Here is a 14,440-nt window from a genome sequence, read left to right as displayed (position 1 = left end):
CCCCCTACCGCCGAGCGCGCTACGCGTCCCCGACCGTGCGCGCCGCCGTCACCGCCGGGGCCGTCGAGTGCGGCAGCAGGTCCGCCGGGCGTTCCGGGCGGAGGATCTCCACCGCGACCTCCTCCCGGAAGCGGTACGGCCGGTGCGCCAGGACCCCCGCCAGGTTCCGGCGTACCCGGGACATCTCCGCCCGTACGGTCACCGTCCTCGTACGGTCCCCGAAGACGTCGTCCGCCAGCTCCGCCGCCGTCCGCCCGTCGCGGTGCAGCGCCAGGACATAGAGGAGCTCCGCGTGCCGGGGGCTGAGCTCCAGCTGCCAGCTGCCCGCCTCCCCCGAGACGGCCACCGTCCAGCGGCGCGGCCTGCTCAGGTCGAGGACCACCCGGCTCGCCGCGGCCGCGCCGGGGTCCACCGGCCGGGTCTCCTCCTCCACCCGCAGCAGCCAGCCGCCGGGCAGCGGTTCCACCGCGCACACGCCGAGCGAGGGCAGCCACACCCGGCCCGCGCGGAAGGACTTGGGCAGCGGGATCCGGTCCACCGGCGCGAGACCGGTCACCGCGGCCGTCCAGCCGTGGACGTCGACCGCCACGGCGCGCCCTCCCACCCGGCACAGGATCGGCGCGGCCACCGCCCGCAGCCGCTCGACCGACCGCCGGTGCCGTTCGCGCATCTCCGCCTCGGCGAGCTGGGCGACCGAGGCGACCAGCGCCAGCATCGCCGGATGGAAGCTGGACGCCGGTCCGCTCACGTCCAGGATCCCCAGGAGCCGCTGATCGCGCGGATCGTGCACGGGCGCGGCGGCGCAGGTCCAGTTGTGCAGCGACTGCACGTAGTGCTCTGCGGAGTGCACCTGCACGGCCCGGCCCATGGCGAGCGCCGTGCCGACCGCGTTCGTCCCGGTCGCGTGCTCCGTCCAGGCCGCGCCCTCCTCCAGACAGATGCCGTTCGCCTGGCGCAGCACCGCGAGGTTCCCCTGACGCCACAGCACGCGGCCGCTCTCGTCGGTGACCACCATGATCTGGAGGGAGGTGTCGGCGATGCCGGCGAGGCCGCCGCTGAGTGTCTGCATCACCTCGGACAGGAGCGTGCTCCTGCGCCGCTGCTCCAGCTCGTCCCGCTGGAGCAGCACGCTGCTCGTGCCCTGGTCGGGGTCGAGCCCCAGCCGGGCCATCCGCTGCCAGGACGCGTCGATGACCGCGCGGGGCGCGATCGGCGGCGTACGGCCCGCCAGGGTCGCGTCACGGACCCGGTGCAGCAGCCGGGCGGCCTGGGCGGCGTCCATGGTGGCAAGCCGCTTCATGTCGAGCTGCGTGTTCTTCATCGGTCTCTCCCAGCCACCCGTGGTGCTGTATCGGTTCTGCACTGGGCAGATGTCCGGAGTGTCGCTGCCCATGGTGCCGTTCGGGGCCGTCCGGCGCGGCCCGGTTCGGGTAATCCTGCAACCCTTTGCAACTCTGGCGACCGACCGGCCCTGTGCATGAGGGTGATGTGAGCGGTGGGTGGTGCCGTGTCGGCGCAGCACCACCCCCGCTCTCCGCGCGTGCCGACCCTCACGGGTCCACCCCTGGTACGCGCGGCTCAACACTCCGGCCCGCGCGAGCCGTACGACGCATCAGACCGTCACCCGCGCCCGCTCCACCACCGCCCGCAGGTCCAGCGTGTGCGCCAGCGTCCCGAACGTCGACCCCCCGTCCCCGCCGAGCCGCGACGCGCAGAACGCGTCCGCCACCTCCGGCGGCGCCCACCGCACCAGCAGCGCGCCCTGGAGCACCAGCGCCATCCGCTCCACGAGCCGCCGCGCCCGCGCCTCGATCCCCTCCAGATCGGCCAGTTCGACCAGCAGGTCCCGGATCGCCCGGTCGAGCCGGTGGTCAGCGCCCCGCGCCGCCCCCACCTCGCGCAGGAAGGCGTCGAACGACGCGGGCCCGGTCCGCAGCGCCCGCAGCACGTCGAGCGCCTGGACGTTCCCCGAGCCCTCCCAGACCGAGTTGAGCGGCGACTCGCGAAGCAGCCGCGGCAGCCCCGACTCCTCCACGTACCCGTTGCCGCCCAGGCACTCCAGGGCCTCGGCCACCACCGGCGTACACCGCTTCGTCACCCAGTACTTCGCCACCGGCACGGTGATACGGAGCAAAGCCCGCTCCAGCTCCGCCCCGGGGGCACCCGAGTCCACCGCGTCGTACGCAGCCGCCAGGCGCATCGCGAGGACCGTCGCCGCCTCGGACTCCAGGGCCAGATCGGCGAGGACGTTCCGCATGAGGGGCTTCTCGATCAGCACCCCGCCGAAGGCCTGGCGGTACGCGCAGTGGTGCACGGCCTGCGCGACCGCCTGCCGCATCAGCGCCGCCGAGCCGAGCACACAGTCGAGCCGCGTCGCCGCCACCATGCCGATGACCGACCGGACCCCGCGCCCCTCCTCGCCGATCCGGCGCGCCCAGGTCGTCCCGTCGAACTCCACCTCGGCGGAGGCGTTCGAGCGGTTGCCCAGCTTGTCCTTCAGCCGCTGGATCGCGAACGCGTTGCGCGAGCCGTCGGGGAGGACCCGCGGCAGCAGGAAGCAGGTCAGCCCCGCCGGAGCCTGCGCCAGGACCAGGAAGGCGTCGGACATCGGCGCCGAACAGAACCACTTGTGCCCCGTCAGGACGTACTCCCCGTCGGCCGCCAGCGGACGCGCCTCCGTCGTGTTCGCCCGTACGTCGCTGCCGCCCTGCTTCTCCGTCAGCGCCATCCCGAGCAGCGCCCCCGGCTTCTCGGCGACGGGACGCAGCTCCCGCTCGTACACGTGCGAGGTCGCCGCCGGCTCCCACACCGCCGCGAGCTCCGGCTCGGCGCGCAGCGCCGGCACCGACGCGTGCGTCATCGACAGCGGACAGACGTGCCCCGCCTCCGCCTGCGACACCACCAGGAGCCCGGCGGCGCGCCGCACATGACCACCCGGGCGGCTCCACGCGTCCGTGAGACCGGCCCCCACCGACTTGCCGAGCAGCCGGTGCCAGGCTGGATGGAAGTCGACCTCGTCGATCCGGTTCCCGTACCGGTCGTGGGTCCGCAGCCGCGGCGGGTACGTGTTCGCGAGCTCGCCCCACTCCCTGACCTGCTCGGACCCCGAGGCCTGGCCAAGGATGACCAGTTCCTCGCGGGCCTCCGCCAGGACCTCGGGCGCGAGGTGCCGCTCGACGGCCTCCGCCAGCGTCCGGTCGCACGTGAAGACGTCGTATCCCACCAGGGGCGGAGCCTGGTTGGTCACGGTGTGGGTGCTCGCTGCCATGCCGATACGGTAAGCAGGTGCAGGCAGCAAGCGAAACACCCGATCGGCCCGAGCGGCGGCCCTGGAGCAGGCTCCACCGCGCGCGCGTCCTCTACCGCAACGTCTCCAAGCGGAAGATGGTCTGGCTCCTCCTCAAGGACACCGTCAATTCGGGCATCGAGTACCGGATCCTCGGCCTCGCCGCCGAGGCCGCGTTCTTCACGCTGCTGTCGCTGCCACCGCTGCTCCTCGGCATGATCGCCCTCCTCGGCTACGCCGACGACTGGACCAACACCGACACCGTCGCGAGCATCGAGGAGAACATCCTCCGCGCCGCCGGAACGGTCCTCTCCGACCGGGGCGTCCACGACATCGCCAAACCGCTCCTCGACGACGTCACGCGGGGAAGACGGCCCGAACTGGTCTCCCTGGGCTTCGCCATCGCCCTCTGGTCCGGCTCGCGCGCGGTGAACGTCTTCATCGACACCATCACCGTCATGTACGGGCTCGACGGCCACCGGGGCATCGTCAAGACCCGGCTCCTGGCCTTCCTGCTCTACATCGTGGCCCTGATCATCGGCGCCGTCGTCCTGCCGCTCGCGGTCGTCGGACCCGACCGCGTCGTCGAACTGGTGCCCTGGGGGACGGAAGTCGTCGCCGTCCTGTACTGGCCGGCCGTCATCCTGCTCTCCATCGCCTTCCTCACGACGCTCTACCACGTGTCCGTACCCGTCAGATCGCCGTGGATCGAGGACATCCCCGGCGCCCTCGTCGCACTCGGCATGTGGGTCCTCGGCAGCTTCCTGCTGCGGATCTACCTCACCAGCCAGGTCGAGGGACCGACCATCTACGGCTCCCTCGCCGCGCCCATCGCCGTCCTCCTCTGGATCGGCATCTCCGCCTTCGCGGTCCTCGTCGGGGCCGCCGTGAACGCCGCCATCGACCGCGTCTGGCCCTCCGTCGCCACCGCGGCGGCCCGCGAGGCCAACGAGCGGGCCCGCGCGGTCCAGGCCGCCGAGCTGGTCGCCCGCGTCCGCGCCGAGGCCGAGGACGTCGACGAGGACGATCCGGACATGCCGTCCGAGTTCCCGGAGCGCTGGTCGAAGTTCCTGCCCCCGGACGACGTGAAGTCGCGCATCCACTCGGGCTGGGAGAAGGAGTAGGCGGTCCGGTCCCGTCGTCCGTAGGCTCGAAGGATGTACGAGGAGCGCCCGTCCCGGCTCGCGGGAGCCGTCCTGTGGACGAGGACCCTCCCGGGGGCCCCTCGATCCGTACGTCCCGTCCTGCCCGACGGCTGCATGGACCTGATCTGGGCCGACGGCCTGCTCCTCGTCGCCGGACCCGACACACGGGCGTACGTACCGGCGGAGCCCGTCACGCGGTACGCGGGGATCCGCTTCGCGCCGGGGGAGGCGCCCGGCATCCTCGGCGTACCGGCCCGTGAACTGCGCGACCGGCGGGTCGCCCTCGGCGCCCTCTGGGGCGAGGCCGAGGCGCGCCGGCTCGGCGAACGGATCACGGAGGCCCCCGACCCGGCCGCGGCCCTGGAGACCCTGGCCCTGCGCAGGGCGGCGGACACTCCGGCCCCCGACCCGCTGCTGCGGGCCGTCGTCGCCCGCCTGGACGCGGGCCGCCCGGTGGCCGAGACCGCCGACGCGGTCGGGCTCGGCGCCCGGCAGCTGCACCGGCGCTCCCTGGAGGCCTTCGGCTACGGCCCCAAGACACTCGCCCGGATCCTCCGCCTCCAGCGCGCCCTGGCCCTGGTCAGGGCCGGGTTGCCGTACGCCGAGGCCGCCCTCCGTGCGGGCTGCGCCGACCAGGCCCATCTCGCGCGCGAGACGAGGGCCTTGGCCGGCACGACGCTCAGTGCCTACGAAGCGGCCGTCGGCGCGTCCGCGAACAGGGACACGCCGTTGCCGTCCGGGTCGAGGACCACCGCGTAGCGCTGGCCCCAGACGGCGTCCCAGGGCTTCAGATGCCCGCCGTGGCCCGCGCCCACGAGCTCCTCGTACACCGCGTCCACGTCCTCGGGCGTACGGCACCGGAAGGCGAGCTCGATCCGGTTCCCGCCCTCGGGGCGCCGCCAGGACGGATCGAAGGAGCGCACGGTCTCCTCCGTGTCCCAGGCGATTCGCAGCCCGCCGGGCAGCGCGGCTTCCACGTGCGGGGCGGTCTCCGCCCCGGCCGGGACGTCCAGGCCGAGACGGCGGTAGAAGGCGAGCGAGGCGGCCATGTCCGAGACCACCACGCCGACGAGGTCCAGGCGGGGCGCGATACGGGGTGCTGTGTCCATGTCCCGCACGCTAGGGGCTGCCGGGCGGCCCGGTCTTGAACGAAACGGACGCGGGCCGGCCGGACGCCCCGGCCTGACGTTCGTCAGGCCGGGGGCAGCGAGAAGCGGAGCAGCCTGCCGGACCATGTGGCGTAGAGGTGATCGTCGACGACGTGCGTCGACCAGCGGCCCGTACCGGAACCGGCGGCGGCCGCGTGGTGCCAGACCTGGCGGCCGGTCTCGGCGTGGAAGGCGTACAGGCCCTTGGCGCCGGCGGCGAGGAAGAGTCCGCGCAGGGGGCCGAGGAACTCCAGCTCGCCCAGGCCGGAGCCCGCCGTCCAGCGTTTCGCGCCGGTCCCGGCGTCGATTCCGTGCAGGACGTTCCTGTCCAGGTAGCAGACGGTCGCGCCGGAGCGTGCGTAGCCGCGGTTGCCGCGGGCGGCGGTCTGCACGCTCCACAGGGTCTTGCCCGTGCCCGGGTCGAAGGCGACGAGCAGCCCGCGGGTCGAGCCGTTGGCGCCGGTGTTCGGGTAGCAGAACAGGGTTCCCTCGACCAGGTTCAGGGACCCGTCGAATCCGAGGATCTCGCTGTTCGTCGGCGGGAGCTTCGTGGGCGTGCTCCGGAGCGTTCGGCCGCTTGCGGGATCGAGTGCGAGCAGGTTCATGGCGCCGTCGATGCCGTAGAGCACCTTGCCGGTGTCCGGCGGGTAGAGGGCGACCAGGTCCTTGGCCCAGACGCGCTCGCCCGACTCCGGGGCGAGGGAGGCGTATCCCTTGGTCGTCGCGGCCGGGTCCGTCTTCGCGGGGCTTCCCCAGACGATCAGGGTGCCGGCCGGGGAGGTGCCGACGACCGCGAGGACGCCCTGCACGGCGGACGAGGTCCAGCGCACCTCGCCGCTCGACGCCGTCAGGCCCTGGAGGCGTCTGCCGCTCGTCGTCACCACCAGCGCGCCGTCGGTGAACTCCAGCCGGGGAGCCTCGTCCTTGTCCGGGGTCGCGTTCCACAGCTCCCGCCCGGTCCGGCCGTCGAACGCGTGCACCTTGCCGTCGGTACGGACCGTGTAGACGCGCTCGTCGTCGGTGAGGGCGTCGGTATTCTGCCCGTCGGCGTCCTGCCACAGGAGCTTGCCCGTCTCCCGGTCGAAGCAGGCCCCCGTGGCCTGCTGGGTGCACAGCAGCGTGGTCCGGGTCACCGCACTCAAGGCCATGCCGGGCCGGGGCAGGTCACGGGTCCAGTCGAGTACGGGGGTGGCCCCCGTCCCCTCGTCGCGGGAGCGCGTGAACCAGGCGACGCCGCCGGCCGTCGCGGCCACGGTGAGCGCTCCTCCGCCGAAGAGCAGCCGCCGACGGCTGATCAGCGGGGGGCGTACCGCGGTGTGCAGCGTGCGCTGGTCCTCGATCACCTGGAGCTCGACGGCGCCGAGCCAGCCCGCGGTCGTCTCCGGACGGAGCCAGGCCTGCAGTTGCGCGACCGTGGGACGCCGGGCGGGATCCTTGTCGAGGCAGGCGGCGACGAGTCCGAGCAGGCCGTGCGGGACGCCGTCCAGCTGCGGCTGCTCGTACGCGACCCGGTAGAGCAGGGCGTGGGCCGCGCCGGTGCCGAACGGCGGGACGCCGGTGGCGGCGAGGGCGAGCACGGCGCCGAAGGCGAACACATCGCTGGCGCCGGTGAGTTCGTCCCCTCGCGACTGCTCGGGAGACATGAAGCCCGGCGAGCCGGCGACCTGGCCCTCGGCGGTGAGCACGGTGCCGTCGACGGCCCGGCTGATGCCGAAGTCGATCACCCGGGGGCCGTCGAGGGTGAGCAGGATGTTGGACGGCTTGAGGTCGCGGTGGACGAGCCCCGCGCGGTGGATCGCGGCCAGCGCCTCGGCCAGGCCGCCGCCGAGCACGCGCAGGGTGGCCTCGGGCATGGGCCCGTGGGCGTCCAGGGCGTCGGAGAGCGACGGGCCGGGGATGTAGGCGGTGGCCAGCCAGGGCTGCGGGCCCTCGGGGTCGGCGTCGACGACCGGCGCGGTGAAGGCGCCGGAGACCGCGCGGGCCGCGTCCACCTCGGACCTGAAGCGCCGGCGGAAGTCGGGGTCGCCGGCCAGTTCGGGACGTACGACCTTGACGGCCACCGCACGGCCGCTGCGGGAGGCGGCGAGGTGGACGCGGCCCATGCCGCCCGCGCCGAGCTCGCGGATCACCCGGTACGGGCCGATGTACGCGGCGGTGGGGCCGGCTTGCGGAGGTGACGGGGGCGCCGACCACGGCTGCGGTGTCGTCGGCGGGGTGGGCGGCATGGTCACGGGGTGTCGCTCCGGAAGGCGTAGAGGGTGGTCTCGGACGCGGCGAAGAGGGTGTCGCCGGAGGTCTGCAGCTGCCAGGTGCTCCTGCCCCCGGCCGCGCTGCCGGAAGGCCGGTGCGCCCAGAGCGGCTTGCCGTCCGAAGCGCGCAGGACGACGAACCCGGGGACGTCACCGAGGGCGTACGTGGCGACGGCCACCACGTACGCGGAGACGGTGGGCCCCTGGCTCCCCGCGCCGCCGGCGCCCGCCAGGCCCAGCGGGCTCGCCGTGTGCCACACCTGTCTGCCGGTCCGCAGGTCCAGGGCGAAGACGGTGCCCGGACCGTCGAAGACGTAGGCCCGCTTGCCGCGGACCGTGGCGGGGCTGAGGGTGGTCGTCTCCTGGACGGCCGTCCACAGCTTCGCGCCGTCGGAGGCGCGGAAGGCCTGCACCTTGACGGTGACGACGAGCAGGGTCGTCCCGTCGGAGGACAGTCGCGGGTAGGCGCCGGGTGTGACGACGTCCGGGACGTTCCACCGCTCGGTGCCGGAGCGCAGGTCGAGGCCCCGGACCGTGCCGTTGTCCTGCAGGAAGCAGAGGCCACCGGCGGCGTGGGCCTGGAAGTCGCTGCCGCGGACCGCGCGGGACCACAGGGCCCTGCCCGAGGCGAGATCGACCGCGACCACTCCGTAGCCGCCGTCGCCCATGGTGCCGAGGACGGCGACCGAGCCGGCGACGGTCTGGACGCTCTGCACGGAGTGGGCGTTCGCGCCGTCGGCGCCGGGCCGGGTCACCGCGTACCCGAACTTCTGCCTGCCCGTCGCATCGACACCGAACAGGTGGCCGCGCTCACCGCTCCAGCCCTCGGCGAACAGGAACGAGCCCTGAGCGCCCAGCCATTTCGGTGTGCTCACGACGTCGGAGGGCGCACGGACCGCACCCGTCCAGCGCTTCTTCCCGGTCGCCGTGTCGTATCCGGTCGCCCCGCTCCCGTCCCCGTGGACCAAAGTGTTGCCGATGAGGTGCAGGCGTCCGCTCTCCAGGCGTTTCAACGGGGTCGACCACCGTGGCTTCGGGCCCGCCGGAACCGTGGGCTCGGGCAGGCCGGTGGTGCCGGCGCCCGTGCCGCCGCCGGGCCGGGCCGGGGTGGCGGGCTTCGACCGCCATCGGGTCAGCGCCGCGGCACCCCCGGCCGCCGCGACGGTGGTCCCGGCCGCGGCGATCCACAGGAACCCGCGGCGGCTCGGCCGCGTCGGCCCCGGGGCGGTGAGCGGGTCGAGGGCCGGTTCCAGGGGCGTCATCGGCACGGGCGGCGCGGTCACCAGGGTGGCGGCGTGCGCCGCCCGCCGGGCCAGGTCCTGCCGCAGGCCCTCGGTGAGCAGTGCGCCCGGGTCGGCGGAGCCCAGGGCGGCCAGTACCGACGCGGCGGGCGGCCTGCGGGCGGGTTCCTTGTCCAGGCAGGCGCCGATCAGCGGGACGAGCACCGGGGGAAGCCCGTCGAGCCGCGGCGGATGGTGGACGCCCCGATAGAGGATCTCGGCCGTCCCCCCGGCGCCGAACGGGCCCTGCCCGGTGGCCGCGAAGACCAGGACACAGCCGAGGGAGAAGACGTCGGCCGCCGGTCCGGCCTCGCGGCTCGACACGATCTGCTCCGGAGCCATGAACCCCGGTGTCCCCATCACCGCGCCCGTCCGGGTCACCTGCGTGGCGTCCACGGCCCGGCTGATGCCGAAGTCGATGACGCGCGGCCCGTCCTCGGCCACGAGGACGTTGCCGGGCTTGAGGTCGCGGTGGACGATGCCCGCCGCGTGGATGGCCAGGAGCGCCTCTGCGAGGCCGGTGCCCAGGGCTCGCAGAGCGGGCTCGGGCAGCACACCGAAGCCGCGGACGACCTCGTGCAGCGACGGTGCGGGGACGTAGGCCGTGGCCAGCCAGGGCTGGGGCGCGTCGGCGTCCGCGTCGAGCACCGGCGGGGTGAAGAACCCGCTCACGCTGCGGGCGGCCTCGGTCTCGCGCCGGAAACGCCCGCGGAAGTCCGGAGCGTCGGCGTACTCGGGCCGGATCACCTTCAGGGCGACCAGCCGCGATCCCGGTGACCTGGCCAGGAAGACCCGGCCCATGCCGCCCTCGCCCAGGAGCTGGAAGACCTCGTAGGGGCCGATGCGGGTCGGGCTGTGCTGTGCGTGAGCCGGTCCGGGCGGCTGCGGGGCGACGGTGAAGGGCCGGGTGGCGACAGGGCCGGGCGGCTGCGGAACGGTCGTGTACGGAGGCTGTGCGGCCGTGGGGTCGCCGCCGGAAGAGGGGGTGCGCACGTCGTCGTCGGGGTGGTCAGCTCAGCGCGGCGAACACGTCACGGGAGACGGCGACGGCGGCGTCCTCGGCCTGCTTCTGTGTCGTCGTGGAGTCCTTCCGGCTGAAGGTGTAGTCCGTGGTGACCACGGCGTTGCCCTCACGGACGATCACCTGGGCCTGGGTCAGCGACCCCTCCGAGTCCCCGGCGTAGACGACGAAGGCCTCCTCCCCGAGCCCGCTGACCGGCCGGGAATCGATCACCTTGCGCAGGGTCCCCATGTCCTTGAGGGCGGACTGCTTCTTCATGTCGTAGTTGTCGTCCGCCCCCGGACCGATCGAGAGGTGTACGTCCAAGGTCTGGAACGGGCCGCCGCTGTCCGCGCGCTCCCAGCCCGGCGACCGGGTGATCATCGACGCCAGGTCCTTGTCGTCGAACAGACCGGGCGTGCACGCGGCTCCGGGAATGATCCCCGTGACGGTGGCCGCCTTGACCAGCTCGCACCCCTTGGGCGCCTTGGTGTACGCCTTGCCCGTCGGCTGATCCGGCTCGGCGACGCCCCCGGGGACTCCGGACGGCGGACCCGACGCGGTGTCGTCGTCACCCCCTGACATGGTGACGGCCACACCGACGATCACGGCCACGGCGAGCGCGGCGGCGCCACCGATCAGCCATCCCCGCCGGCCGCCGTCGGGCCCTCCACCCGGGCCACCCGCGGGAACCGGCTGGGACCAGGCCGAGGGCGCCACCGGCGGGACCGGGGGCGGGACCTGACCGGGCATCGGGGGCGGCACCTGTCCCGGCACCTGACCCGGCATCGGGGGCGGGGCCTGACCGGGGCCCTGCGCCACGGGTCCCCAGGCCGGTGCGGCCTGCCCGAGGGGTTGGGTGGGACGGCTGTCGCCGAAGGCCTGTCGGGGATCGCTCTGCGGGGTCTCACTCACGTGGCAGCCCTCTCGTCTCGTACGGTTCTCGCCCGCGGACCCTCTCCCGGGGCGCTGCAATGCCGATGAAATGCCGCTGATCCACGAGGGCGCGTAAATCGGTGGACCGGGCCGCGGGGCCGGGCTATGGTTCTGCTCGTTCCACGGAACGATCCACGGAACAGCGTCTGTTCGTAGAGAAGAAGCAGGAGGTGAGGACATTGATGACTGTCACGGTGACGGGCACGGCCCGCATTCAGGAGTTCATCGTTCCCACCCCTGTGGTCTCCGGCTGACACCCACTCGACTTCCGCGCGCAGAGCGCGCCGCCGGGGCCACCCTTCGAAGGGTTCCCCTTGTTCAACGCTTCGCTTAACACGTCTTCCACTTCTGATGCTCAGCACGCCCTCGCCGCCTACGGCTGGGATGAGGGTTGGGAGGCCGAGTCGATCGTGGCCAGTGCGATGTGGCCACCCCTGACGGCGTCGTCCGTGCCGACACCACGTTCGTCGTTCCCCATGACCCGATGAAGGCCGTGTGCACGGGGGACTGCGGGCCGGGAGTCGAGGTTGAGGCCGGTGACGGTGACGGTGACGGTGACGGTGAGGGCGCGCACCGTGCGGTCTCGCGTCGGCCGTGCCCTGTGCGGCGGTCGTGGCGACGCATGGTCACCTCCGGCCAGAGCGGGACATTGACCGGCGAGTGACGCCGTCCGCGTCGGTCACGCGGGTTGGCCAGGGTGCTCAGTCGGGTTGCCGGCGTGAGGACTGTCCGGAAGTGAAACTGACACTCCCTCCCCAGGGACGCGAGTGCGCAGACAGTGCCCGCGTGTCCATGCAGGACCCAACGGCCTCGCACCCGCGTGACCTAGGGGGCGGTCGTCAGTCGGCGCCGCTGAGGTAGACCCGGCTGGTGTGTGCGTCGACCTGCGTCACCGCGATCTTCAGCCAGTCGAGATCATCCTCGCACGGCGCGCACACCTGACCTTCACGGACCTTCGCCGACAGGTCGGGCTCCGGCAGACTCAGGTGCGAGAACGGCGTCGACGGGTTCGTGTTGCGGGCGAGTGGCTGTTCCCGCAGGCTGAGCGGTTCCTCCGGCTTCAGCTGAGCGACGAAGCCGTCCACCTCGGTCGTAGGGAGGACGAAAGCCATGATCAGACCGTCGTCCTGGAACCCTGCCAAGTGCGCCGCCTTCGCCTCCGTCGCCGTCGCGGGCATCCGTACGTGTAGCGTTTTGGCCACCGACTCCACGGTGGCCGTGTCCACCCAGTGCGACACCTGCCCTGAGGAGCGGTCGGCCGCCGGAGTTCGGTTCTCCGCCGCCCCCGAGCATCCGGCCACCAGCAGAGCAGTGAGGATGCTCATCGCCCCGGTAAGCGCGGGGTGCCACCTGCTTCGCGGCTCCAGGTTCATCGGGCGTCCCCGTTCCGGCCGATGTCGGTACGTGTGCCGTCCCGTCCAGGTTCCTTCGGGTCGGGCCAGGCGCCGCCCGACGTCATGTCGTGCTGCTGCACCGAACTGCTCCCTCTCATATCGAACTCCCTGGCCTGTCCCGTCGTGTGCATGCGGGCCATGTCGGCGTCGGTGACCGTGGTCGGACCGATGGGCGTGGCTTTGCCGGGGTCCCAGTTGTACCGGTCCCAGACGTTGACCTGATAGTCGATGCTGATTTGTGGCTTGCCGTCCGGGCCCGGCACCGCGGTGACGACACCCGTGGTGTTCGTCATGGCACTGCCCACCGCGAGGTACCAGTTCGCTCTGCCATCCGGGCCCTTGTCGTGGGTGTACCCCACCCCTGCGGTCTCCACAGGGATCGCGACGGGCTTGCCGCCCGACTGCGCGAAGGCTTCAAGCGCCTGACGGCGCCACTCGTCCTCCTGCCTGGCGCGCGTCGCCGCCGACACGTCATGCAGGACCGTGTCGTCCTCGTCGCTCAGCATCCTGTCGACGTCGAGGTCGAGAGTCCTGCCGGTCTCGTTCAGGTAGTGATCCATGTGCCGGGCCGCATCCGTCTTGCCGAGGAAGTCGCCGCTGTTCGACATCGCGTTGGCCTGCAATTCCATCCAGTAGTCCCCGAAGCCCGGTGAATCGACGTCGAACGGTCCCGCCCCGTCGTCGGCGGCCACCCGCTTGACCGACGGGGTGAGCAGATCGGCCGCCAGCAGCTCGTCCTTGTGCCGCATCCAGAGTTGCGCCCGGGCCTCAGGACTCAGGGACTGCCACAGTCGTCGCAGCTCCCCGCGCTGTTTGTCATCGGCGTCTTCGCCCAGCCCAGCGAGTTTCATGGCACGCGGGAGCATGTCCTCGTCGAGTGACGTGTACGAGGCATGGCCTGCGTTGGCCGGATCACCGCCGTGGCTCGCGCGCAGCGCCCGTACCGCGGCCGCATCCACCTCGGTGGCGTGGCTCACGATCCCAGCCAGTCTGTCGGCGTACCACTGCATCGTGTCGCGCTTCTTCTGTCCGGGCCCGTCCACCTCGCAGATGAGGGCATCCGCGATCGCTATGCTTCCGTCCTTGTGGCCGGTGACGCTGAAGCCCTTCTCCTTGGCCTCGGCGGTCACGCTCCTGGCCTGCTGCTGGAGGCCCTTCAGCTCGGTGAGTGCGTCATCAAGGACACTGAAGATGCTCTGCGCTTCCTCGTGAAGGTCCTTGAATTCCTTCACTGTCTTGCCGACGAAGTCCCGCGTAACGTTCGCGTTGACTCCGTCCCAACGGGCCTTGTCAGCCTTCGCCTTCATTCCGTCTCGGGCTTCGCCGCCGAGCCGCTGCATCTTCTCGGCCATGCGCTTCCAGCCGGTGACCGCCGTCCCCAGTTTGCCGAGGTCGACTTCCATGAGCTCGGTGTAGTTCATGAAATGATCCCCCTACTTGAAGTACTCGGCGAGGCGGGAGGCGGGCACGGCCGAGCCGTCCCGGTTCCTGAGGGACGCGACGATCGCGGCGTCGTTCTCCGCGTGTGTCTTCTTCGAGTAGTCCAGGTGGTTCGAGATGTGTGCACATGCTTGAAGGACACTCTTGACCTGCGAGGTCCAGACGGACACCGTCGTCTCCAACTCACTCCCGAGGGCGAAGTTGCTGCCCTTCAAGGCTGCTGCCGCCTGCATCGTGGAGCCGGCCCCCTCCACGTCGGCGCCGGCGATGTCGGCCTCTTTCTGTAACTGACTGTGCAGCACGAATGCCTCATGGCCTACCGCGCCGAGGTCGTCCTGGTTCACGACGAGGTCGGCTTGTCTGTTGCCTCCTGGGCCGCCTGGCACTTGGTTGAGTCGCATCGACGTTTGCGGTCGGGCGGTCACGTCTGCTTTCGCGCGGTCCCGTCTGCTTTCGCGCGGTCCCATTCATCCCATGCCATCACACCATTGGATCACGGTGCCGCGAGGTTCCCCTCGCAGCGTGAAGTCCGTGGCAGCAGGGGATGTTGGTTGTCATGGCG

The 14,440-nt window shown here is 72.2% G+C and carries 11 protein-coding genes and 1 pseudogene; 3 read left to right on the top strand and 9 right to left on the bottom strand.

Features of this window, described 5'->3' with window-relative positions; genetic code table 11:
- Positions 1–19: 19 nt before the first annotated feature.
- Together OG357_RS08655 and OG357_RS08650 are read right to left on the bottom strand one after the other, a co-directional pair.
- The gene (locus OG357_RS08655) at positions 20–1,321 is read right to left on the bottom strand and encodes a GAF domain-containing protein (protein WP_329620601.1); all 1,302 of its coding nucleotides are present in this window, start codon (positions 1,319–1,321) and stop codon (positions 20–22) included.
- Positions 1,322–1,612: 291 nt separating this feature from the next.
- Positions 1,613–3,268: an acyl-CoA dehydrogenase family protein gene (locus OG357_RS08650; protein WP_329620600.1), complete on the bottom strand. Its 1,656-nt coding sequence runs from the start codon at positions 3,266–3,268 to the stop codon at positions 1,613–1,615.
- 17 nt (positions 3,269–3,285) lie between these two features.
- Here OG357_RS08650 and OG357_RS08645 point away from each other — a divergent pair, with 17 nt between their 5' ends.
- On the top strand, positions 3,286–4,410 hold the full coding sequence (locus OG357_RS08645; RefSeq protein ID WP_329620599.1) for a YihY/virulence factor BrkB family protein: 1,125 nt from the start codon (positions 3,286–3,288) through the stop codon (positions 4,408–4,410).
- 33 nt (positions 4,411–4,443) lie between these two features.
- Positions 4,444–5,190: a helix-turn-helix domain-containing protein gene (locus OG357_RS08640; RefSeq protein WP_329620598.1), complete on the top strand. Its 747-nt coding sequence runs from the start codon at positions 4,444–4,446 to the stop codon at positions 5,188–5,190.
- Here OG357_RS08640 and OG357_RS08635 read toward each other — a convergent pair.
- The 4 genes from OG357_RS08635 to OG357_RS08620 form a co-directional block, all read right to left on the bottom strand.
- On the bottom strand, positions 5,118–5,540 hold the full coding sequence (locus OG357_RS08635; RefSeq protein ID WP_329620597.1) for a VOC family protein: 423 nt from the start codon (positions 5,538–5,540) through the stop codon (positions 5,118–5,120). The genes OG357_RS08640 and OG357_RS08635 overlap by 73 nt on opposite strands.
- 83 nt (positions 5,541–5,623) lie before the next feature.
- On the bottom strand, positions 5,624–7,804 hold the full coding sequence (locus OG357_RS08630) for a protein kinase domain-containing protein (RefSeq protein ID WP_329625528.1): 2,181 nt from the start codon (positions 7,802–7,804) through the stop codon (positions 5,624–5,626).
- A gap of 2 nt (positions 7,805–7,806) precedes the next feature.
- On the bottom strand, positions 7,807–10,101 hold the full coding sequence (locus OG357_RS08625; protein WP_329620596.1) for a protein kinase domain-containing protein: 2,295 nt from the start codon (positions 10,099–10,101) through the stop codon (positions 7,807–7,809).
- A gap of 16 nt (positions 10,102–10,117) precedes the next feature.
- The gene (locus tag OG357_RS08620; protein WP_329620595.1) at positions 10,118–11,023 is read right to left on the bottom strand and encodes a hypothetical protein; all 906 of its coding nucleotides are present in this window, start codon (positions 11,021–11,023) and stop codon (positions 10,118–10,120) included.
- A 335-nt stretch (positions 11,024–11,358) separates the two neighbouring features.
- Between OG357_RS08620 and OG357_RS08615 the strand changes: the two are divergent.
- A pseudogene (locus OG357_RS08615) lies at positions 11,359–11,552 on the top strand (ribosome small subunit-dependent GTPase A); the annotation flags it as partial.
- 331 nt (positions 11,553–11,883) lie between these two features.
- On the opposite strand, the gene OG357_RS08610 reads toward OG357_RS08615, so the two are convergent.
- The 3 genes from OG357_RS08610 to OG357_RS08600 are packed head-to-tail and all read right to left on the bottom strand — an operon-like array spanning position 11,884 to position 14,222.
- Entirely contained in the window at positions 11,884–12,369 is a 486-nt protein-coding gene (locus tag OG357_RS08610) for a hypothetical protein (protein ID WP_329620594.1), read from the bottom strand.
- A 44-nt stretch (positions 12,370–12,413) separates the two neighbouring features.
- Positions 12,414–13,859 carry a hypothetical protein gene (locus OG357_RS08605; protein WP_329620593.1) on the bottom strand — a complete coding sequence of 482 codons (1,446 nt, stop codon included), beginning with the start codon at positions 13,857–13,859 and terminating at the stop codon, positions 12,414–12,416.
- A 12-nt stretch (positions 13,860–13,871) separates the two neighbouring features.
- Positions 13,872–14,222 carry a hypothetical protein gene (locus tag OG357_RS08600; protein ID WP_329620592.1) on the bottom strand — a complete coding sequence of 117 codons (351 nt, stop codon included), beginning with the start codon at positions 14,220–14,222 and terminating at the stop codon, positions 13,872–13,874.
- Positions 14,223–14,440 lie beyond the last annotated feature (218 nt).

It is taken from the genome of Streptomyces sp. NBC_01255, assembly GCF_036226445.1.
In the GTDB taxonomy this organism is placed as follows: Bacteria; Actinomycetota; Actinomycetes; order Streptomycetales; family Streptomycetaceae; genus Streptomyces.
Note: the sequence above shows the minus strand (reverse complement) of the source record. Positions and strands in the feature narration are given on the sequence as shown.